We start from the raw sequence: 20,647 nt of genomic DNA on the forward strand, positions 1-20,647 counted from the left end.
ACGACGGGCATGAGCCAGAGACCGCTGGCTCATGCCCGGCGAGGCACCGAAACCGCCTGAGGCTTCGAAGCCTCACGCCCTCGCCTCAGTCCGAGAAGACCTGCTTGGCGACCATGACCGCGGTCATGGCCTTGGGCCAGCCGGCATAAAAGGCGAGGTGGGTGATCGCCTCGACGAGTTCGGCCTCGGTGACCCCGTTCTCCTTGGCGCGTCCGAGGTGGAAGGCGAGCTGGTCGGCGTCACCGCCCGCGATGAGGACAGCGACGGTGATCAGGCTGCGGTCGCGGGCGGCCAGCTCGGTGCGGTTCCACACGTCCTCGAACAGCACGTCGTCGGTCAGTCCGGCGAGCTTGGGAGAGAAGTCACCGAGCATGCGGCGTCCGCCGCCGAGCTGCTTGGGCTGGTCGGTCATGGGAAATCCTCGTCTCGGCCTGCCGGCCGTGCGGGTGTCGTCGGAGATGCGTGAAGCGCCCTGATCTGCCGTGGGTGGCGGACCAGAGCCCGCGTATGCGGGCTGCCGCCCGGCGTGGGGTCCGGGGGCTACGGGGCCGATGCGTCAGTTACTGCGGGGGCGGTTGTACTGCGCGTCGGTGACGGGCTCGCTCCAGGTGGTTTCGTCCGTGCCGTCGCCCTTGCCCTCCCACATGGCGATGTGCTCCATGAAGCGACCGGGGGCGGCACCGTGCCAGTGCTCCTCGTGCGGGGGACAGGAGATGGTCTGGCCGGGGTGGGCCTCGAAGACGGTGCCGTCGCGGGTGCCGATCAGGGCCGTGCCGGAAACGATGTGGAGGGTCTGGCCCAGGGCGTGGGAGTGCCAGTGGGTGCGGGCGCCCGGAGAGAAGCGGACCATGTTGACACGCATCCGGGACGGCTCCTGGCCCGCGTAGATCACGTCGAACCAGACGTCGCCGGTGAACCAGGCGGCGGGGGCCTTGACGGTGTCCTGCTGTTGGACGAATTCCATGAGCGCTTTCCTTCTGCTTCCGTCTGTGGAGGGGCGGGCGGGTGGGGTGAGTCAGAGGGCGTCGTCGTGAGCGAGGCCGGGGTCTGGCGGGCGATGTCGGCTTCGGCACCACGGCCGACGCTGGCTGGGGAAGACCTCGCTCACGACGCGGTGCACTCCAAACGCGCGAAGGGTGACTTACGTGGGGCCGTCACGGTCTGTATCCGGAAGTGTTGTCCAGGTATCCGGCACAGGCCCGATCCTCGGGGGCCCGATGGGCACCGCCGACGCCCTCACCACCAGGAAACTCCAGTCCAAAGGCGCGAGGGAGGGCCTGGCCTGCCAGGTACTGACAGAGCCCCCCACAGCCGCGGCGCCCCGCCTAGCCTGGAAGGCGTGAGCACCGAGAGCGACATCCGCGAGTTCCTGGCCTCCCGCCGCGCCAAGATCACCCCGCAGCAGGCCGGTCTGCCCGCCTACGGCGGCAACCGGCGCGTGCCCGGGCTGCGCCGTGAGGAAGTCGCGATGCTCGCCGGCGTCAGCATCGACTACTACGTCCGCCTGGAGCGCGGCCATCTCGCCGGAGCCTCGGAGGAAGTCCTCGACGCCGTCGCGGGTGCGCTGCAACTCGACGAGGCGGAACGCGCCCATCTCTACGACCTCGCCCGCACCGTCGCCCGACGCCCCGCCCGCCGCACCAGACGCACCCGCGGCCCGCTCCCCGACAGCGTCCTGCGCATTCTCGACTCAATGGCCGACTCCCCGGCCTTCATCCGCAACGGCCGCCTCGACATCCTCGCTGTCAACCGCCTCGGCCGTGCCCTGTACTCACCGCTGTTCGCCGGGGGAGCGTCACTCCCGGTGAACATCGCCCGCTTCCAGTTCCTGGACCCGCACGGCCGGGACTTCTTCCCCGACTGGGAGCAGTCCGTGAACACGACCGTCTCCCTGCTGCGCACCGAGGCCGGACGAGCGCCCGGCGACAGCGACCTGACCGGGCTGATCGGTGAACTGGTCACCCGCAGCGAGGAGTTCCGCACCGCGTGGGCCAAGCACAACGTGCGCCTGCACCACACCGGCCGCAAGGGCTTCCGTCACCCGGTCGTCGGTGAGATCACCCTCGACTTCGACGCCATGGAGCTGCCCGCACAACCCGGCCGGACCCTGACCGCGTACAGCACCGGACCCCACACCCCGGATCACGACGCGTTGAGGCTGTTGGCCGCCTGGGCCGCCACCGAAGACGCCACCGCGCCCGCGGACCCGGACCGCAGCACCAGCCACTGAACCGGCAGCCACTGAACCGTGCCCCGGCCACCTGACCCCCATCGCCTGACCCCCATCGCCTGAACCGCAGCACATGGTCCCCATCACCTGATCCCGATCACCGCAGGGAGACATCACCATGCACACCCGTATCCTCGGCCAGGGCCTTGAGGTTTCGGCGATCGGCCTGGGCTGTATGGGAATGTCCCAGAGCTACGGCCCGAATCCCGGCAGCCGACAGGACATGATCGCCGTGATCCGTGGTGCCGTCGACCGCGGCGTCACCTTCTTCGACACTGCCGAGGTCTACGGCCCCTACGCCAACGAAGAACTCGTCGGCGAGGCCCTCGCCCCGCTGCGCGAGCGGGTCGTCATCGCGACCAAGTTCGGCTGGCGCATCGAAGACGGCAAGTCCGTCGGTCTCGACAGCCGGCCCGAGCAGATCAAGCGGGTGGCCGACGCCTCGCTGCGCCGGCTGCGCACGGACACGATCGACGTCTTCTACCAGCACCGGGTCGACCCCGACGTGCCGATCGAGGACGTCGCGGGCACCGTCGCGGAGCTCGTACAGGCCGGCAAGGTGCGGCACTTCGGCCTGTCGGAGTCGGGGGCCGCGACGATCCGCCGTGCGCACGCCGTCCACCCCGTGACGGCCGTCCAGAGCGAGTACTCGCTGTGGACCCGCGACCCCGAACCCGAAGTCCTGCCCACGCTCGCTGAACTCGGCATCGGATTCGTCCCCTTCAGCCCGCTCGGCAAGGGCTTCCTCACCGGCACCGTCGACACCACGACCGCGTTCACCAACGACGACATCCGCACCACCATCCCCAGGTTCGACCAGGACAACCTCGCCGCCAACCAGGCGCTGATCGACCACGTCACCGCCCTGGCCCACGCGAAGGACGCCACCCCCGGACAGGTGGCCCTGGCCTGGCTGCTCGCCCAGCATCCGTCGATCGTGCCGATCCCCGGCACACGCCGCATCGCACGGGTGGCGGAGAACGCCGCCGCCACCCAGCTCGCCCTGGCCGCCGACGAGCGGGCGGATCTGGACGCGCTGGCGGCCCGCATCGGCGTCCATGGCGACCGCTACAACGAGATGCACATGAACCTGGTCGACCGGTGAACGGGCCACGTCCCAGCAGTGCAGGTAAACGCTGGAGGCATGCAACCTGGGCTGCCGCTGTCGGAGTGTGAGGGGATATCGGATTCGACATCTCTCAGGAGGAGACAGTGCGTAAAGCCGTGCTCGGTGTGTTCGTGGCCCTGGCGGCGGTGCTCGCGGTAGTACCGCTCGCCGGCGCCGACCAGACCCAGACCGTCGCCTGCTGCGGTGGCACCGGGGGCTTCTAGAGGGCCATTGCCAGTTCAGGTGCTGGACGGAGGCGGGCTGGACCACTGGCCCAGCTCCTCTTCCCATGCTGGGGCACACATCAGTGGCTCGACATTATGAGGGCCCGTCAGTTCGCTGGCGGGCCCTGCCCTGCAGAACTCTTCTGTCCTTCTGAGACGGAAGGGCAACCTGTGCCGCTGCTGTCGGAGTGTGAAGGGGTGCTGGACTCGACAAAGGAGAAGACATGCGCAGTATCCGCCGGATTTTCGGTGTAGGAGCAACCGCCCTCGTGCTCGGGGCAGGGCTCGTGGCTGGTTCTTCCGGGACGGCTCAGGCGGCGGCGTCGGACTGCGCGGGAGGCGTGAACGGCTTCACCGACATTCCGGACAGTCTCAGCGGCCGCGGTGTGGCGGGTGCGGGGGCAGTCATAGCCGAATTCGGCGGCAGGCCGTGGGCCGTTGCCTCGTACGAGATGCACACCGGCACTGTCGGAGGCCGACAGATGGGGTGGGGTGTTCTGAGCACGAGCTCCAGTTTGTGGGGCGCCGGTGCCATCGGAATGGTCTGGATGGATGTCACCAACGACGGCAAGAACTCGTGGATCCAGTGCGGTCCGTTCACTACCTCCGCGAGCGGCGCCAGGATCACGACGCCGGCCTACCCGACCAGTAACTCGGCGAGTCGGGCCTTCCGCGTCTGCGCGCGGGTCACCAGTGCCTCCCCGCAGAGCGGCATCACCTGCACGCCCTGGTGGTAGTCCCCGAATCCCGGTAACAGGACCTGTCGCAAGCCTTCCCGACACTTGAGCGGGGATCTTCCGGGAGCCCGAGGGGAGCTCCGGAGTTCCCCTTTTGGGGCTGCCGACTGGGGCGCGGGCGCAGCGGGAACTCCCACTGCGCCCCTCCAGAGCCACACACGCCCCCTACGACGAGCGGCACTTCAGTTCTGTCCGGACGGGAGATCTGGGAGGAGGGGTTGTAACTGCGCCCGGATGCGTAGGAGCTGTGCGTGGCGGGACTCTCCACGGGAAGCAGCTCCGGACGATGTGTCCACGACGGGAAAGGTCACTACCTTCGGCTGCCAGGAGCTGTCGAAGTGGATCACGCCTCGCAGGGCCGTGGTGCCCGGGCCGGGCGAGACCTGCGGCGGTGCGGTGGGCAGCCATGAAGAAGAGGCGTACGGGCGCTCGTCGTCGGGGGCCGTGGACGCGCGTTCCGCGAACGCTTCGACGGCGGCCTGCCGGAAACGGGCGTACTCCTCGGCGCAGTCGGCTCCGGACGGGAGAAGCAGCAGCACCCGGGACGGCGGGAGGAGACGTATGGTCTCGGTCAGCTGCCAGAGGGTTTCCGGAGCTGTGCCGATGGTGGGAATGATGACCAGATGGCAGTGTGGCAGCGCGGTGGTGAGTGTGCGTTTCCAATTCTGCGGAGGCAGCGGCAGTCGGGCCAGTTGTGGGGGTGGCGGCGTCAGGTCCGTGATGTGGCCGACGCGGAACAGCGCGGGGGCGTCGAACACCGTGTTCAGGTCGGTGTCCAGAGGGCCGTGCCATGCGGACTGGGGGACGGGGTCGTCAGGGTGCGGGCGGAGGTAGAGCACGCAGGGTTCGCGGGCGAGGTCTCGCGGAACAGCGGGTTGCAGTCGTAACTGCCGCATGCGGTAGTGGTCTTGACGCGACCGGAACCAGCACCAGTACGCCGTGAGTGCGCCGATCGCTGCCACGGCGAGCATCTGGCCGCCGGACCGCACACGGAACAGACCGACCGTCGTCCCGATGACAGTGCCCAGCAACCCTGCCAGTCGCACGAGCCAGCGCAGTCCGAAACGCCTGCTTGTCATGTCGATGTCTCGGTCGGTCTGCACGACCGCCAGCATCCTTGTGCGCAGCACGAATCCCGCCGGCCACACACGTGTTGTGCGGAAGGGCTCCAACTCTCTGGTCGCCGTCAGGGCACGGTAGAAGGGGCGGGACGGCGCGTCGACGTAGCGCATATGTGTGTCGCGGTACCACCTGAGGACAAGGAGGCCCAGACCCCGGCCGCCGGGCCAACGTACGACGGACTCGGTGGCGACATACGAGTCCGCGACGGCGTCGATGACCGGGTCGTTGGACGCCGGGGCATCGTCCTGCACGCGATCGTCGCGCTGTGAGCGGACCTGCACGGCGTCGCGGCTCATGCCCCGAACACTGGCGGACCCTCTGCCCAGTCCGGTGAAGATGGAGGCCAGCAGGAGAAGCACGGCACACTTCTGAGAAAGGGCGATGTCGTTCCAGCGCACAACCAGGAGAACCGTGATCAAGCCGACGACCAAGGCGGCAGGCAGCTTGAGATGCCAGTGATAGCGGATCCTCGCCGGTTCGACCGTGGAACCCGGCAGGTCCTGCTCGAACGCGTCCAGCCACGGATCGACCTGTGTGCGCAGCGTCTTGCGCCAGCGTGCGTACGGCGTGGGGCCGCGCTGCCCGGTCGGGTCGAAGTGCACGAACTCCGCGGTCCAGTCGGAGCGGAAGCGCACGACACCGTGCAGCGGAAAGCCGCTCCTGACCTTCCGCGGGCGTTGGGGCTCGGGCCAGTCGGGGAGTACCGGCGGCGGGGGCAGCGTCTTGCCGCACGCGGCCAACTCGACGGCGCGATCGGCGAAGTACTCGACGGCGCTGGCGCGGAAACGCTCGTAGGCGTCGCGTCCGCCACAGGCGATCAGCAGGACGCGCGAGGGTGGTAGTTGCCGTACGGATTCGCAGTACTCCCAGAGGGTGCCCCGTGAGTGTGCGGAACCCTCCCCGACAGCGGCGACGACGGCAGCCAGGCGGGCGCGGCCGATGGCGCGGCCGACGTCCTGTTGCCACTCGTCGCCTTCTGGAGGCAGGTAGAAACGGCGGGCTCCGGGCAGCGGCAGCGGCTCACCGGGGCGTCCCACGGCGACCACAGGACCGAAACGGCGGAGGAGTTGGGCCAGACGGCTTTCCCAGGTGTCGTCGAGGAGGCTGGGGTCCCGGTATCCGAAGGAGCTGACCAGCGAGGTGAGGAAGTGCGCGCCCCCGGCGGGGTCTGGTCGCGCCAGGGCATTGTCGACGAAGAAGGACCGCAGGTAGAGCACGTAGTCACCGTCTCCGGTGGGTCGCTGATCGCTCAGCCCAGCCAGTAGGCGGGAAGTGACGCTCGTGCCGAGTTGCCGTTGCGTTCTGACCGCCAGGACGAGGCTCACGGGCGCGAGAACCATCAGCGGGATCAGGTAGCGCGGTGACGTTTCCTGTCGGAGGGCGATCGCGATGAGTGACGGGAATGTGATGAGCAACAGGGCGGGCGAAGCGGCGTTCCACATGCTCAGGATGAACAGCACCACGCCTGAGAGGCGGCGGGGCCGTTGCGGGCGGCCTTCCTGAGGTTCCGGCATACGGCCATTACGGCAGATTCTGCAAGTGTCGCCAATGGGTTGGTACATCAAATGATGTCCGCACATACATCCAGTCAGTTCACGTCGCTACGGCCGACGGGGCAGTGAGGTGAGCAGCCGTCGCCCCGGGGATGTGGCACTGGGACAGTCACGCCGGGATCGAGCTGCTGGCGTCTTGTCGTGTTGTCAGCTGATCGTCCCTGTGGTGTTGAAGAGCGCGCATTCGAGCAGGTCGGGACGCGCATGTGTGGGCCAGGCGTCACCTGCGGCCAGCCGGTGGGAGGCGGCGTGGAGGAAGGAGAGGTAGACGCCGTAGCGGTGCGGTGACCAATTGCCGTCCGACCAGACCCAGGCGGCAATAGCGCCGTCTGGGTCGTGGCCGCTGGCTTGGCCGGTCTCGGCGGCCAGCGCCTTCAGTCGCCGGGACAGGACACGGTCGAGGATCAGCGGTGTGGGGCCCTGCCCGGGCGGTCGCGCGAGCCCGGTGAAGTACAGGAACTTGGTGAAGAAGGACGGCCCGAGCCAGGGAACCTGCCGGTACAGCGCGGCATAGGCTGCCTGCGAGCCCTGCTCGCTCAGCGCTGTGACCGCGAGCGTCAGCGCCGCGTCGAGGCCGTCGTAGGCCAGGATCCTTGCCAGCGTGGCCGGGCCACTGCCGCCGGGAGTGCCGCGTTTGCCCTTACCCCACACGTATGTCGTGACCAGCGCTTCTGTGAATGCCTCACGCGGTAGCGCGTCGGCGACCGCTGAGGCCACGTCCGCCCTGCTGATCACGGCATCACCTTCGCAGGCGGTAGCCGCCAGCGCCGACGGCCACGGAGTGATCTGTGCCCAGCGGCTGGGGGTGTAACGGACCGCGTGCGCACCAGGCGTTCCATCAGCGTAGATCCGCGCGTTCTCGTCCCACCAACGGCCCAGCGCCCGTACCAGGGTGTCGGGCAGGAGACGGGCAGCCATCTCCCGGTCCACTGCGTCCGCAGGTTGCTGTCTGTGCATCTTCCGTCCCTGAGCTCTTTTCCCCGCTTGTTCGCCAGCCTGTACGAGGGCTGCGGGGCTTGCTGAGCCGTCCTTTGCTGTCGTTCCCACGCTGGTCAAGGTCTTCTGCTCATAGGCTGGTTGAAGAAGTACAGCAACACGGGGCGGGGGCGTGATGGTAGGCACGGGGGCGCCTGACGGAGTGTCGGGTGGGGTGTGGTTCATCAGTCATGCGGGTGCGGATCGGGCGTGGGCGGAGTGGATCGCCTGGCAGCTTCTGGATGTCGGCTTCGAGGTGGAGCTGGACTGTTGGGACTGGGGTGCGGGTGACAGCTTCGTCGCCAAGATGAACACGGCCCTGGAGCGCGGCCGGATGCTGGCTTTGTACTCTCCGGCTTATTTCGATCCCGAGCGTTTCACCACTCTCGAGTGGGAAGCGATGCTGGCCATGCGAGAGAAGATCATCCCGGTGCGGGTCGCCGACACGACACCGCCTCCGGTGCTGCGTCCGCTGATCGCCCCAGATCTGTTCGGTCTTGATGAGCAGGCTGCGCGCGAGGTGTTGCTCCGGGCAGTGAAGGGTCCGTCTCGTCCTGAGCGGGCGCCGGGTCGTCCGCCGGGGATGTTGTCCCGCATCGGCGGTACCGGCCCCCGCCTGCCAGGGAATCTGCCGCGGGTGCGAAACCTGCCCGCCCGGAACGCGTCGTTCACCGGCCGCGACAGCCTCCTGGTGCACCTGCGAGAGGCGTTGGCGTCCGGGCAGCGTGTGGCGGTGCAGGCCCTGCATGGTCGGGGCGGGGTCGGCAAGACGCAACTTGCCGTTGAGTATGCGTACCGGTTCGCCGGCGAGTACGAGTTCGCCTGGTGGGTCGCATCGGAGGACCTAGCGCTGATCCCCGACCAACTCGCTGCGCTTGCCAGCCGGACAGGCATTGCGCCCGCCAGCACACCGCCGGCGGCAGCGGTGGAGCTGCTGCTGGCCGAGTTGGGTACGATGCCCCGCTGGCTGCTGGTGTTCGACAACGCCGAAGACCCCGACGCCCTCGCCCCGTTCCTGCCTGGCGGCCTCGGGCACGTGCTGATCACTTCCCGCAGCCCGCACTGGAATGCTTACGCCGTCCCCGTCGACGTGGACACCCTCTCCCGGGCCGAGTCGGTGGCCTTGCTGCGTGCCCAGGGCGCGGTCCTGACCGATGCAGACGCCGACGACATTGCCACCACCCTGGACGACCTCCCACTCGCGCTCGCACAAGCGGCCGCACTGCTGACGCGGGGCCTGTCACCGGCAGACCTGAAGGAGGAACTGGCGGCAAACCTGGGTGACGTGATGACGCACAACCCTCCGCCCGGCTACCCGGTCGGCTTGGCCGCGCAGGTCCGCCTCACCCGCTCCCGCCTCAAGGCCGAGCATCCCGGCGCGGGGGCGGTGGTGGATGCGCTGGCCCTGCTGGCCCCCGAGCCCTTCCCCCTGACCTTGTGTTCCGGCCGTCTTCCCGACCAGGCTTCCGCCCTCCTGGCGGAGACGATGGGTTCGCGGCTAGCAGCAGGCAGCGCGGTGGAAGCGGTGGCCCGGCATGGTCTGGCCCGCGTTGCGGGCGGCACCCTGCAACTGCACCGTCTTACCCAGGACATGCTCAAGGGGCAGATGAAGGGCCAAGAACAGGACCAGGCGATGGCGGATGCCGAAACACTGTTGACCGCGGCGTATCCCGGCGACGCGTGGGAGCCGCGGAGGTGGCCGGCCTGGCAGATCCTGCTCCCGCACGTCCTGGCCATCGACCCTGCCCGGCTCGACACCAGCCGGGCACGGAATGTGCTGGGGCAGGCGTGCTGGTATCTGATGGATCGCGGTCAGGCCCGAACGGTCCGGGAGCGGCTGCAACGGTTGTATGACACCTGCCTGCAGCAGCTGGGCCCCGACCACGACGACACTCTGCGGGCCGCCCATCGCCTGGCTCGCGCCTACGACGACACCCAGGACCACGAACGCGCCCGCGCCCTGGACGAAGACACCCTCAGCCGTCACCGACGCCTCCTCGGCGACGAGGATCCCGGCACGCTGGCCAGTGCCCTCAACCTTGCTGTACGGCTGCGGGCGTTGGGACGGGACGAGGAAGCCCTCGCCCTGGACGAAAAAACGCTGGCAGTGCGACGTCGGGTGCTGAGGATGGAGCATCCGGACACGCTGCGCACGGCGTCCAACCTAGCCGTCGACCTGGCAAAGGTGGGTCGGGTGGGGGAGGCGGTGGTGCTGGGTGAGGAGACGCTGGAGGCGCAGCGTCGGGTGTTGGGGCCAGAGCATCCGGAGACGCTGCGTACGGGGGCCGGCCTGGCCTCCTCTCTGGCGGAGGCGGGCCGGGTGGCAGAGGCGGTGGTGCTGGGTGAGGAGACGCTGGAGGCGCAGCGTGGCATGTTGGGGCCAGAGCACCCGGAGACGCTGAATACGGCCAACAATCTGGCCGTCGATTTGGCGGAGTTGGGGCAAGTGGGGGATGCGGTGGTGTTGGGTGAGGAGACCCTGGAGGCGCGGCGTCGGGTGCTGGGTGAGGATCATGTCGAGACCCGCCGCACGGCCGGGTGGTTGGAGCGGTTGGTCAAAAGGCAGGGCGGGCCAGGGTCGAGTGAGTGAAGCCGGGCGCTGTGTGTGGTCGCCTGGAACCGAAGTCACCCTGGGCGGAGCCAACTAGCGGCGCTCCAGCCAGGTCTGGGTTACAGGGCTGCTTCCTGTCCGGCATCAGCGATGCCGAAGTGGCGGGAGACTTCGTCGATGGTGAAGCGGGCACGGAGCTTGCAGGCGGAGTTCTGGTTGGCGAAGAAGCCTGTACGCCACAGAGCCTTTTCACGCGGCACGGCGCGTTCCCAGGTGACGGGGACGATCCACTCGCGAGGGTCCCCCTGGTCGGTCGATGTTTCCTCGGAGTGTCGGTAGGTGCCCTGCAACGGGAAGTCAGCCAGCCGCCGGCTCTCACCGTCGATACTGAGGACGGCGTCCTCGAACGGTTGCGCTTCCCCGTTGATCGTCCCTACACCCACGTATCCCACCTTGGGGATATGCGTGAATACCCGTCCGCCAAGTGGCAGCGTCCGAAGCGTGCGCGAGAACCACTCTCCGCCGCCGGCCGATACGAATCCGTAAGTGAGGGCGTCGCCCCAGTTCCGGCCGCCGGGCTCGTCGCCAAAGGATACGAACCAATCAATCCCGTTCCACGGCTCCTGCTTGCCGCGCCCCTTTGCTCCAGTCGACTCCGCCACAGGCTCGACGTCGTCAATGAGCCAGGTGCGCGCCAGGTATGAGCGCCCCTCGTCCTCGAAGTAGCGAAAGAAGAGCACATTGACCGGCACCTGGAAGCCCGACGCCAGGTAGGTGACGATCCGCTCCGTCGCCGCATCGATCTCACTCGCGACGATGGTGAGGGCGTGGGTCGAGTTCAGGGTTTCCGGCGGAGTGCCGCCGAACCGGATCGCGAATGCCTCGTCCAGTTGCTCGGCCAGTCCTTTGCTGCGGGCATAGGACGTATAGATGTCCCGAATCTGATCGTTGGTGAGCCCCTGGGCCCAGGAGCCGTAGTCGAGAATTTGAGCAACCACCTCACGGGACGTGCGGTCTCGCTTGAGCTCCAGAACGTGCAGGCCGCCTTCGGCGTCGATGCCCAGCAGGTCGACGACCTTGCCATGCTCCGTAAGCACCTGTCTGCCGATCAGCAGCAGCGGCTGGCCCAGGATGCCGGGATCCGCCTCGATGAGCGCCTCAAGCCGAGACTCCAAGGGCATCGGCCGCGTAGCGACACGCACTGGCTTGTCGTCTACCCGCCACAGCCCGAACTCCAGCGGCATCTCGTTCCCCTTCACTCAGACCACAGAGCCCAGCTGTCTATGGGTACGCTCCCGCTGCGCTCCGGGCGACCTGGCGGTGGACGTAGGCACACACATCGGCTCCCGCACGCTGCTGGCCCCCCGCCTCCATGGTGGCACGGGGTCCTGACGTGGGGCCACGAAGACGTCTGCGCGGCCCGGTGAAGGGGACGCGGCAGAGGAACCCTTGATCCTCGCGTCACCATCCCGCTGGACGACGCGGCGAACAGCTGGTGGCTGAATCAGGGCTACCTCACTGCTGCCAAGGCCGTGGAGCGGCCCTGCTTCCCATCTTCCGGGGCCTGTGGAGGATCCTTGCCCACGTGCTCACAGTGCAGATGAACGATGCGGCGGCGGCCCTCCTCAGCGTATGGACAGGTCCGGCACCAGCGCAGGCATCGCAGGGACTGACAGCTGCCCTCCGCGATCTGACAGCCAACGGCATCGCGCGCCACGGGGCAGCCGTGGTACTGGCAGATGCCGCCCGTCGCTTGCGCGGCACCGGATCCGGAGGCTTCATCGACCTCACCGCGTGGGAGTGCAGCGTGAACAGCTTCCACCTGGAGGACTTCGTGCCCGTGGCAGTCGAGATCCTGGATGATGGTGAGCCCGTCATCGCCGAGGCCGACCAAAGGCTACTGCTGGCTCAGGGCCTCACGCTGGCCTTGCATATCTGCCATCTCGGCCGTTCAGCCGAACCTCCACTCCAGATCCGATGCATTGTCAGTGCGGGTATTACCACGAGTACAGCCTCTGACTGCCTCACGTTGCTGTTTCTGCAGTTCAGGCGGGTGCGCTAGGGGTGTAGGAACGTGTGGGGTCGAATCCGATTCGAATCGGGGCTGTAGGTATCGTCGTTTCTGTCTGCTGACGATGCGGCATATCAAGGCATTCAGGGTGTCGAATGTGGTCCAGTGTTGCTCCGTCCGAGCGCATCAGTATCCGAGGTGTCTGCAGTACATGTACGAGGTGTCTCCTTGGCGGCCCGCTCTGGCTGAACTTGAGCATCGATGGCCCGTCCTCCAGTGAGCTGTGTCCGAGTCGGCATGGATGACATTGCTCGTGCGGCGTGTCGAGAGGTGCCAATGGCGCCTTCGCGGGTGTCGCGGGACACGCCGGACTGAACCCCCGCGCCGTGCAGCGGACCATGGGAATGATCACTGGTGGGGGCGTCTCGGTGACTGCTCCTGCTGGGAAACACTGGTACTGAGTCTTTATACGCATGTCCTGGCCGGGCATCTTCCTGGCATCGTCTTCCCGCCCCCTGGTGGCCCCGCGAGACGCGAGATAGCGATGTCTTCTCACCGCCCCCCCCGAAGCGCCCTTGTCCCCATTCCGCTATGCCGGGACCGGTGCGGTGCTGCTACCCGCCTTCCATCGGCCGTGGGCGCAGGCCGTCGCGGGCGTGGTCGGGGCGGGCTGAAGATGCGAGAGCGAGATGGGAACGCACGTCGTACCCAGGTGCTGACGTCCGGCGTCGCGCCTGGGTATGACGTGCGTCGCGGTGGGGTAGCTCAGTTGAGGGTCCACTGCTGGTTGGTCTGGCCGTTGCAGGTCCACAGGAGCAGCTTGGTGCCGTTGGTGGTTGCCGCTTCCTCGGCGTCGAGGCACAGTCCCGACAGGTTGTTGGTGATCGTGCCGTCGGAGTGGACGGTCCACTTCTGGTTGGTGCCGTCGTTGCAGTCCCAGATGATGACCTTGGTGCCGTTGGCGGTGCCGTTGTTGTCGGCGTCCAGGCACTTGTTGCCGTAGACGACGAGCTCTGCGCGCGAGGTCTGGGTGAAGGTCTCGTTCCGCCCGCCGAAGCAGTCCCACAGGATGGCCTGGGAGCCGTCGGTGATGGTGTTCTTCTCCAGGCCGGCGCAGCGGTTCGAGGCGGCGCCGACGAGGGCGACGCCGTTGGTGCCGGGGACGGCCTGGACGCGGATCGCGTCGATGTCGGGCGCGGTGCTGCCGGATACTGCCGCGAAACGCACGGTGTTGGTGCCCTTGGCGAGGTGGGCGAGCACGGACACCGTGCGATACGTCGAGGACGAGCCCGTCGGCGGGAAGGAGACCACGGACGTGTACTGGCCGTTGACCTGGATGGTCGCCTTGCGGGCCGTGTTGCCGCTGTTGGCGTAGGTGATGTCCACCAGCTTGGTGCCCGCGGCGCCGGTCGTGACGGCGTTGAAGGTGGGTGTGGTGGCCGTGGTGGTGTCCTCGTAGGTCGACCCGGACGCCTCGGTGCCGGAGACGGTGAGCAGGACCGCGTCGCCCGCCGGGACGGTCGTGGTGTATCCGGTCGCGTACGAACCGGCGTTGGTGCGCGACCAGGCGTTGCGCACCGACGCGGAGGCGCTGGTCAGACCGAGGTCGGCCCAGCGCACGGTCATGGACGCCGCCGCCGACGTGCGGTTGAGCAGCAGCACCGCGCGCTTGCCCGTGCCGGACAAGACCTTGCCGTACACCTGAAGGTTGCGGGTGTCCTCGGCGACCTTGACGCCCTGCAGGCCGCGCGGGTCCTGGTCGATGGCGACGACCTCGGGGTTGGTGAGGATGTCGCGGGTGGTGGTGCTCATCGTGGCGAGGTCGTTGCCGGCCAGCAGTGGGGCGCCGGAGATCGACCACAGGCCCATGTGCAACCGGTTCTGGGCGGCGGTAAGGCCGCTCATGCCGACCATCAGCATGTCGGGGTCGTTGTAGTAGCCGGTGTGCTGGGCGGCCGGGTGCAGGCCCCGGTCGAAGTTGGTGAGCATCATGGCGGTGGTCGGGGTCTGGCCCCACAGGATGACATCGGTGCTGGTGCGCCACAGGTCGCCGTACCCGGTGGCCCAGTTCCACGGCAGGCCGCTGCCCCACTCGCAGAACGACAGCACCAGGTTGTGGCCCGTCACGGCGGTGGCGGCCTCGTTGGCGGCGGCGATCTGCTTGTACGTAGTTTCCGGGTCGAGGCCTTCCACACGGCCGCCGCACCAGTCGATCTTGACGTAATCGAAGCCCCAGCGCTGGAACGTCTCCAGGTCCTGCTGGTAGTGGCCCTCCATGCCGGTGTTGGGGGCAGCGGGGCGGGTGGTGGGGTAGTAGTACCCGCAGCCCTGCTTGCCGGCGTCCGTGTAGATGCCGGCCTTCAGTCCCTTGCTGTGGATGTAGTCGGCGACGGCCTGCATGCCGCCCGGCCACAGTTCGGCGTCGACGGCGATGGAGCCGTCGGTGTTGCGGTCGCCCTGCCACCAGCCGTCGTCGAGGTTGACGTACTGATAGCCGGCCGCCGCCATGCCGGAGGAGACCAGGGCGTCCGTCTGCTGTTTGATGACGGTGGAGTCGATGCTGCTGGCGAAGCTGTTCCAGGACGCCCAGCCCATCGACGGCGGGGTGACGGCGGCCTGCGTGGTGCTGACCGCGGCCGGCTCGGCGGCCAGGGGTGCCGATGGATCGTGGCCGGCCAGAGCCGTCAGACCGGACACGGCGAGAGCGAGGGCGAGGACGCGCACGGTGACGCGTCTGGCCCAGCAGGGCGCGGAGGTGTTCGACACGCGTGTGCCTTTCATCGTCAGTAACCGACTCGGAAGGTGGCGTCCTGCTGTTCCGTGGTGGTGGAGACGGGGTCGATGCGCAGGAGGTAGTTGGAGTGCCGGATGTAGCGGGTCGGGTTGTTGTAGGAGCGAAAGGAGGCCCAGCTCGCGACCGCGAGGCCCGGCGTGCGGTAGAAGGTCGCGTCACCGGCGAACGTGGACGTGCCGTCGTTGACGTCCAGTTGGAGCGCGTAGTTGTAGTGCCGCAGATACCGGGTGGGGTAGTTGACCGACTGGAAGGAGACGCCGGAGCTGTCGGCGAGCCCGGGAACCAGGGTCCACAGGGAGTCCTTGTAGGGCTCGACCGGGTACTCGTCGATACGGCCCAGGTAGTTGGAGTGGCGGACGTAACGGGCCGGGTAGTTGTAGGACTTGAGCCGGTTCCAGGCGGGTGCGCCCCACTTGGCGAGCAGGTTGTTGTACTCGGCCGTGGTGATCGTCGCGATGCCGCAGTGCTTGGAGTTGACCGGCTGGGTGTAGGTCTTCTGGTCCAGGGCCGTCCAGGTGCCGGAGGCGAGGCTGCTGGACTGCCAGGCGTAGAAGACGCCGTTGGGCGTGTAGGTGTCGCCCCACAGCCACCAGTTGCCGGAGGAGAGGGACCTGACCACGGTCGGGGCTTCGGTGCCGCCGTGAGCCACCCCGGCGCTGTACTCGGTGAAGCTGCCCGGGTCCAGGGAGGTGGACCTGGCGCCCACCAGGGTCTGGTCCTTCTTGAAGTAGAGGTAGTTGTAGCCGTCCACGCCGACTGCCATGTCACCGTCGATGACGTCGTAGCCGGGGTCGAAGAACACCTGCGGGGCCGAGGCGGTGACGAAGTCGCTGGTGTAGTTGACCATGATGACGTTGTGGCCGCTGTCGTTCACGGAGGAGTAGATGACGGCGTACTGACCTCGACCGGCGTCCCAGAACGCCTCGGGGGCCCAGCTGTGGGTGGTCATGTCGTGCAGCTTGAGACGCCGGTAGCCGGTGAGGGTGCGCAGGTCGGCGGAGTCCCAGACGTGGATGTACTGGCTGTTGTAGCTCCAGTCGGTGCCCTTGAGGTCGGTGGCGAGCACCACGAACGTGCCGTCCTGCTTGCGCATGAGGAACGGGTCGCGCAGACCCAATGCACCGGCGGTGGGGGTGACAAGGGGGTTGTTCTGGTTGAGCGGCGTCCAGTTGAGACCGTCGGGGCTGACGGCCAGGTGCAGGCCGTAGTCGGTGCCGTCGCCGAGGTTGGTCGACTCGGTGAAGAAGACCATCGCGTACGCCGAGTCGGCGGCGTGGGCGGTACCCGTGCCGAGGGTCAGGGCGAGCGGGACGGCGGCCGTCATGCCGAGCAGAGCGCGACGGGACAGGTGGGGGTTTTCCCTCATTTGGGCTCCAAGGTGGCGTGCGGGGCACCTGAATGGCCGTGATTTCGAACGGGGTTCGGTAAATCGGTCAGAACGTAGGGGTTGATCATGTGCCCGTCAATCGTGCTGACGTGTCTTTGAGTCTCCTGTGTGCCCCGGGGCGCGAGTGACGCGCCCCTGCGCGGGAGGAGGGTCAGCGCTGGGTGTAGATGAAGCCGACCTTGTCGACCTCGTCGCCGGTCCGGCCGTGGAAGCCGGCGATCTGCCAGCCGCTCGGCGCGGTGCGGGTCACACAGTCCGAGGTCGTGGTCCCGCCGGCCAGGGTACGGCCGAGGTTGGTCGTGAACTTGGCGTAGAAGATCCGCGTCTGGGCGTTGTACTTGGCCTGGCAGAGGTAGGCGGTGGTCACGTACTCGCCACTGGCCAGGGTCAGTGAGGAGGCGGTGCCGCCGGTGCCGCCGTGGGTGAGCGTGGTGCCGTTGGAGAGGGTCACGCTCAGCTGGTCGACCCGGGAGCCGGCGCGCAGGGCGATGGTGGCGGCGCGGGCGGCGGCGGGCACGCTGTCGATGTCGTTGTAGTAGTCGCCGTGCGGGCCGCCGAACTGGTCGCTGAGCTGGAAGGCGGCGTTGCGCGACCAGGTGAAGCTCGCGGTGAGCGGGTCGTGGTCGGAGAGCATGAGGTTGGTGCCGGACTCGAGGAACTTGGCGTGCTCGTTGTTGTACGACGTGGCGTTCAGCGAGACCAGCTTGCTGCCCCGGTAGAGGATCTTGTCGACGACCTCGCAGGTGTTGGGGACGGTGGTCCCGGTCTGGTCGCAGACCAGGGCGTCGCTGCCCTTGGCGGGCGCACTGCCGCCGCGGATGAGCTGGACCCAGGTGTCGGTGAGGCCGTTGGCGGCGGCAAACTCGGCGATGGTGTCGCCGGAGCGGGTGTACCGGGTGTTGGTGTCGCCCATGACCACGACCGCGTTGCCGGCGGAGTGGGTGGCGATGAAGTCGCTGAGCTGGCTCAGGTTGTCGGCGCGGGCGGCGAGGTCGTCCGCGTTGGTGCCGGCGTTGGTGTGCAGGTTGTAGAAGTCGACGTACACGCCCTCGGCGAGGCGCTCGCGCATGAACGTGAAGCCCTTGGGGGTCAGACAGTCGCCCGAGCCGTAGGTGCAGGTGTCCCAGCCCACCCGCTCGAAGTCGTCCTCGTCGTAGGAGATCTTCGAGAGCGTGTTGAGGCCGCTGCCGATGCCGGCGCCGCCGCTGGTGGCGGTGCGGTAGGCGTGTGCGGTGTCGGCGGCGTAGAGGTAGGCGTGGTAGTTGAAGTCCTCCTGGGCATGGACGATGTCGTACGGCGCTATCCGCTCGCCGATCGCCGTCGTGCTGGTCTCGCGGTCGGTCGACGCGCTGGAGAGGACCTCCGGGAGCCCGGCGACGTTGTAGGTGAGGACGCTGAAGGTACCGGAGTCGGCGGCGGCCGCGGAGGGGGCGGCAGCGGTGAGCCCGCCGAGGGTGGCGAGTATCGCCGCCAGGCAGGCGAGGGGTCTGCGCATGAGGGTGTGGCTCCTGGGGAGAGAAAGCGGTTGCAGTGGGAACAGGGGCTGAAGTTACCGCTGGTTACCCGGGGTCTGTCGAGACTCCGGGCGGACTTTCACAGGAGTTGTTGTCCGTACATGGATAGTTCGGATCCGCGCCGGGCGTGATTCACCATCTGGATCCACTCGATGGCGCCGGCCCGGGCCCGTCGTGCTCCAGCGCTGTTCGGCTATGTGTTGTCGAGGCCCGACCCCGGGCTGTTCGACTCCCGTACCGGGCGACTGACCCGGATCGGGGACCTGTCTGTCGTAGGCCCCCGACTCGACCTGTGGCGGGCACCGATCGACAACGACCGGCTCGGCCACAACCCGGTGGCCGACACCTGGCGGAACATCGGCCTGGACCGCCTCCACTACCGGCTCCTCGGCATCGACACCGACGGCGACGCGATGGTCGTACGCACCCGGGTCGCCCCGGCCGCCACCGACCTCAGCATGTACGCGACCTACCGCTGGGAGGACACCGAGGACGGGCTGCGCCTCACCGCCGACATCGAGCCGGAGGGTGACTGGCAGGACGTGCTGCTGCCCCGGCTCGGTCTGCGCATGGCCCTGCCCGCCTGGATCGACCACGCGACCTGGTACGGGCTCGGCCCCGAGGAGGCGTACCCGGACAGTGGCCTCGCCGCGCGCCTGGCCCGGCACGACCGCACGGTCGACGCGCTGCAGACGCCGTACGTCTTCCCCCAGGAGAACGGCAGCCGGGCCGACGTCCGGTGGGCCCGCCTCACCGGACCCCACGGCGGACTGCTCGTCAGCGGGGCGCCGACCTACCACCTGACCGCCCGCCGCTGGACCAGCGAGGACCTGGACGCCGCCCGGCACACGGACGAACTCCGCCCCGGCACGGCCGTCCACGTCAACCTCGACCTCGCCCAGCACGGCCTGGGATCCGCCGCGTGCGGCCCCCGCGTCCTGCCGGAACACCACCTGACCGCCCGGCAGGCCACCCTCGCTGTCACCTTCCGGGAGCTTTCCGGCAGGTGATCACCGAGCAACCCCCCACACCGCTCGGCCCAGCAGTTCCCCCCGCCCGATCAGAGCAGATCGAGCCCGTCCGATCGGAGTCGCACATCCCATGAGCCGCGACGAACTCCCCCCACTCATCACCCCTCAGCCGCCGCACACCGGACCGAGCCGACGTGGCATCCTGCGCGCCGCCGGAGGACTCGCCCTCGCCGGTGCGCTCGGCGCCGCCAGCGCACGGTCCGCCTCCGCCGCACCCACCGTCTGGAACCACCCCGGCGGGATCCACCACCCCGGCGACATCAACCGCGCCCGGGTGAAGGTGGCCGCGTACGCCGAACCCTGGTACTCGGGCTGGCAGTTGCTCACCGCCAACGCCCACTCCGCGTCCACCTGGACGGCCAACCCGCAGGCCATCGTCTACCGGGGCGGGAGCAACACCCAGAACTACCCGATCCTCTACAACGACATCGCCGCCGCCTACCAGAACACCCTGCGCTGGCTGATCACCGGCGACACGGCCTACGCCGACTGCGCGGCCGCCATCTGCAACGCCTGGTCCAGCACCATGACCTCGATCCAGGGCAGCACGGATGGCATCCTCGTCGCCGGGCTCCAGGGCTGGCAGTTCGCCGACGTGGGTGAACTCCTGCGCGACTACAGCGGGTTCGACCTCGCCGCGTTCCAGCAGCTGATGCTGAACGTGTTCTACCCGATCAACCACGGCTTCCTGCGGGACCACAACTTCGTCTGCGACAGCCACTACTGGGCCAACTGGGACCTGTGCAACATGTCGTCCCTGCTGGCCATCTCCATCCTCTGCGAGGACGGCGACAAGTTCGACGAGGCCGTCACCTACTTCAAGAGCGGGGTGGGCAACGGCGCCATCGGCAACGCGGTCCCGTATCTGTATACGGACGACGACGGCTACGAGCTCGGCCAGTGGCAGGAGTCCGGCCGCGACCAGGGTCACAGCGTCATGGGTATGGGCCAGATGGGCGTGTTCTGCGAGATGGCCTTCAACCAGGGCGTCGACCTGTACAGCTACGACGACAACCGGTTCTTCAAGGCCGCCCAGTACGTAGCCAAGTACAACGTCGGCCTGGACGTGCCCTACACGACCTACAGCTGGGGCAGCGGCACCGGCTGCACGTACAACGAGCAGACCGTGATCTCCTCGGCCAGTCGCGGTCACATCCGCCCGGTGTGGGCGATGCTCCACTACCACTACAACCGGATCAAGGGTCTGGACGACAAGTACATCCAGGCCATGGTCGACCTCGTCGGCATCGAGGGGGGAGGCGGCAACTACGGCTCCACCAGCGGCGGTTACGACCAGCTCGGCTTCGGCCAGCTGATGTACGCCAAGTAGTCCGGGGCGGCCCCGCGCTCCCCCGCGGGGCCGCCCGTCACACCGTTCACGCAACTCCACACCCAGGCAGGAGCATCTTC

The 20,647-nt window shown here is 68.1% G+C and carries 15 protein-coding genes; 7 read left to right on the top strand and 8 right to left on the bottom strand.

The window, feature by feature from the left end:
- Positions 1-85: 85 nt before the first annotated feature.
- Entirely contained in the window at positions 86-412 is a 327-nt protein-coding gene (locus tag ACIHIX_RS34100; RefSeq protein ID WP_399963046.1) for a carboxymuconolactone decarboxylase family protein, read from the bottom strand.
- Between the two features lie 144 nt (positions 413-556).
- A complete protein-coding gene (locus tag ACIHIX_RS34105; RefSeq protein WP_399963048.1) occupies positions 557-964 on the bottom strand; it encodes a cupin domain-containing protein in 408 nt (135 codons plus the stop codon).
- A gap of 375 nt (positions 965-1,339) precedes the next feature.
- On the opposite strand from ACIHIX_RS34105, the gene ACIHIX_RS34110 reads away from it, so the two are divergent.
- From ACIHIX_RS34110 to ACIHIX_RS34120, 3 genes are all read left to right on the top strand, one after another.
- On the top strand, positions 1,340-2,230 hold the full coding sequence (locus ACIHIX_RS34110) for a helix-turn-helix transcriptional regulator (protein WP_399963050.1): 891 nt from the start codon (positions 1,340-1,342) through the stop codon (positions 2,228-2,230).
- A 118-nt stretch (positions 2,231-2,348) separates the two neighbouring features.
- Complete coding sequence (locus tag ACIHIX_RS34115) at positions 2,349-3,335, top strand: aldo/keto reductase (protein ID WP_399963052.1); 987 nt, start codon at positions 2,349-2,351, stop codon at positions 3,333-3,335.
- A gap of 451 nt (positions 3,336-3,786) precedes the next feature.
- The gene (locus ACIHIX_RS34120) at positions 3,787-4,299 is read left to right on the top strand and encodes a hypothetical protein (protein ID WP_399963054.1); all 513 of its coding nucleotides are present in this window, start codon (positions 3,787-3,789) and stop codon (positions 4,297-4,299) included.
- Between the two features lie 182 nt (positions 4,300-4,481).
- On the opposite strand, the gene ACIHIX_RS34125 is transcribed toward ACIHIX_RS34120, so the two are convergent.
- Together ACIHIX_RS34125 and ACIHIX_RS34130 are read right to left on the bottom strand one after the other, a co-directional pair.
- Positions 4,482-6,638: a hypothetical protein gene (locus ACIHIX_RS34125; protein WP_399963056.1), complete on the bottom strand. Its 2,157-nt coding sequence runs from the start codon at positions 6,636-6,638 to the stop codon at positions 4,482-4,484.
- Between the two features lie 483 nt (positions 6,639-7,121).
- On the bottom strand, positions 7,122-7,892 hold the full coding sequence (locus tag ACIHIX_RS34130) for a hypothetical protein (RefSeq protein WP_399963058.1): 771 nt from the start codon (positions 7,890-7,892) through the stop codon (positions 7,122-7,124).
- 232 nt (positions 7,893-8,124) lie between these two features.
- Between ACIHIX_RS34130 and fxsT the strand changes: the two genes are divergently transcribed.
- Complete coding sequence (gene fxsT / locus ACIHIX_RS34135) at positions 8,125-10,539, top strand: FxSxx-COOH system tetratricopeptide repeat protein (protein ID WP_399963060.1); 2,415 nt, start codon at positions 8,125-8,127, stop codon at positions 10,537-10,539.
- 80 nt (positions 10,540-10,619) lie between these two features.
- Here fxsT and ACIHIX_RS34140 read toward each other — a convergent pair whose 3' ends face one another.
- Entirely contained in the window at positions 10,620-11,744 is a 1,125-nt protein-coding gene (locus ACIHIX_RS34140; protein WP_399963062.1) for an endonuclease NucS domain-containing protein, read from the bottom strand.
- 341 nt (positions 11,745-12,085) lie between these two features.
- Between ACIHIX_RS34140 and ACIHIX_RS34145 the strand changes: the two genes are divergently transcribed.
- Entirely contained in the window at positions 12,086-12,562 is a 477-nt protein-coding gene (locus tag ACIHIX_RS34145; protein ID WP_399963064.1) for a hypothetical protein, read from the top strand.
- Positions 12,563-13,276: 714 nt separating this feature from the next.
- Here ACIHIX_RS34145 and ACIHIX_RS34150 read toward each other — a convergent pair.
- From ACIHIX_RS34150 to ACIHIX_RS34160, 3 genes are all read right to left on the bottom strand, one after another.
- Positions 13,277-15,292: an RICIN domain-containing protein gene (locus tag ACIHIX_RS34150; RefSeq protein WP_399963066.1), complete on the bottom strand. Its 2,016-nt coding sequence runs from the start codon at positions 15,290-15,292 to the stop codon at positions 13,277-13,279.
- A 2-nt stretch (positions 15,293-15,294) separates the two neighbouring features.
- Entirely contained in the window at positions 15,295-16,671 is a 1,377-nt protein-coding gene (locus ACIHIX_RS34155) for a glycoside hydrolase family 43 protein (RefSeq protein ID WP_399963068.1), read from the bottom strand.
- Between the two features lie 172 nt (positions 16,672-16,843).
- A complete protein-coding gene (locus tag ACIHIX_RS34160) occupies positions 16,844-18,187 on the bottom strand; it encodes a jacalin-like lectin (protein WP_399963070.1) in 1,344 nt (447 codons plus the stop codon).
- A gap of 171 nt (positions 18,188-18,358) precedes the next feature.
- On the opposite strand from ACIHIX_RS34160, the gene ACIHIX_RS34165 reads away from it, so the two are divergent.
- Positions 18,359-19,216: a beta-galactosidase small subunit gene (locus ACIHIX_RS34165; RefSeq protein ID WP_399963073.1), complete on the top strand. Its 858-nt coding sequence runs from the start codon at positions 18,359-18,361 to the stop codon at positions 19,214-19,216.
- A gap of 91 nt (positions 19,217-19,307) precedes the next feature.
- Positions 19,308-20,567, top strand: a complete 1,260-nt coding sequence (locus ACIHIX_RS34170) for an alginate lyase family protein (protein ID WP_399963075.1) — start codon at positions 19,308-19,310, stop codon at positions 20,565-20,567.
- Positions 20,568-20,647 lie beyond the last annotated feature (80 nt).

This window comes from Streptomyces sp. NPDC051913 (assembly GCF_044593635.1).
Classification (GTDB): Bacteria; Actinomycetota; Actinomycetes; order Streptomycetales; family Streptomycetaceae; genus Streptomyces.

What these genes read in the sequence shown, in the direction of transcription:
- ACIHIX_RS34100 (WP_399963046.1), bottom strand. Translation starts at nt 412, where the DNA reads ATGACCGACCAGCCCAAGCAGCTCGGCGGCGGACGCCGCATGCTCGGT.
- ACIHIX_RS34105 (WP_399963048.1), bottom strand. Translation starts at nt 964, where the DNA reads ATGGAATTCGTCCAACAGCAGGACACCGTCAAGGCCCCCGCCGCCTGG.
- ACIHIX_RS34115 (WP_399963052.1), top strand. Translation starts at nt 2,349, where the DNA reads ATGCACACCCGTATCCTCGGCCAGGGCCTTGAGGTTTCGGCGATCGGC.
- ACIHIX_RS34120 (WP_399963054.1), top strand. Translation starts at nt 3,787, where the DNA reads ATGCGCAGTATCCGCCGGATTTTCGGTGTAGGAGCAACCGCCCTCGTG.
- ACIHIX_RS34130 (WP_399963058.1), bottom strand. Translation starts at nt 7,892, where the DNA reads ATGGCTGCCCGTCTCCTGCCCGACACCCTGGTACGGGCGCTGGGCCGT.
- ACIHIX_RS34140 (WP_399963062.1), bottom strand. Translation starts at nt 11,744, where the DNA reads ATGCCGCTGGAGTTCGGGCTGTGGCGGGTAGACGACAAGCCAGTGCGT.
- ACIHIX_RS34150 (WP_399963066.1), bottom strand. Translation starts at nt 15,292, where the DNA reads ATGAAAGGCACACGCGTGTCGAACACCTCCGCGCCCTGCTGGGCCAGA.
- ACIHIX_RS34155 (WP_399963068.1), bottom strand. Translation starts at nt 16,671, where the DNA reads ATGAGGGAAAACCCCCACCTGTCCCGTCGCGCTCTGCTCGGCATGACG.
- ACIHIX_RS34160 (WP_399963070.1), bottom strand. Translation starts at nt 18,187, where the DNA reads ATGCGCAGACCCCTCGCCTGCCTGGCGGCGATACTCGCCACCCTCGGC.
- ACIHIX_RS34165 (WP_399963073.1), top strand. Translation starts at nt 18,359, where the DNA reads ATGGCGCCGGCCCGGGCCCGTCGTGCTCCAGCGCTGTTCGGCTATGTG.
- ACIHIX_RS34170 (WP_399963075.1), top strand. Translation starts at nt 19,308, where the DNA reads ATGAGCCGCGACGAACTCCCCCCACTCATCACCCCTCAGCCGCCGCAC.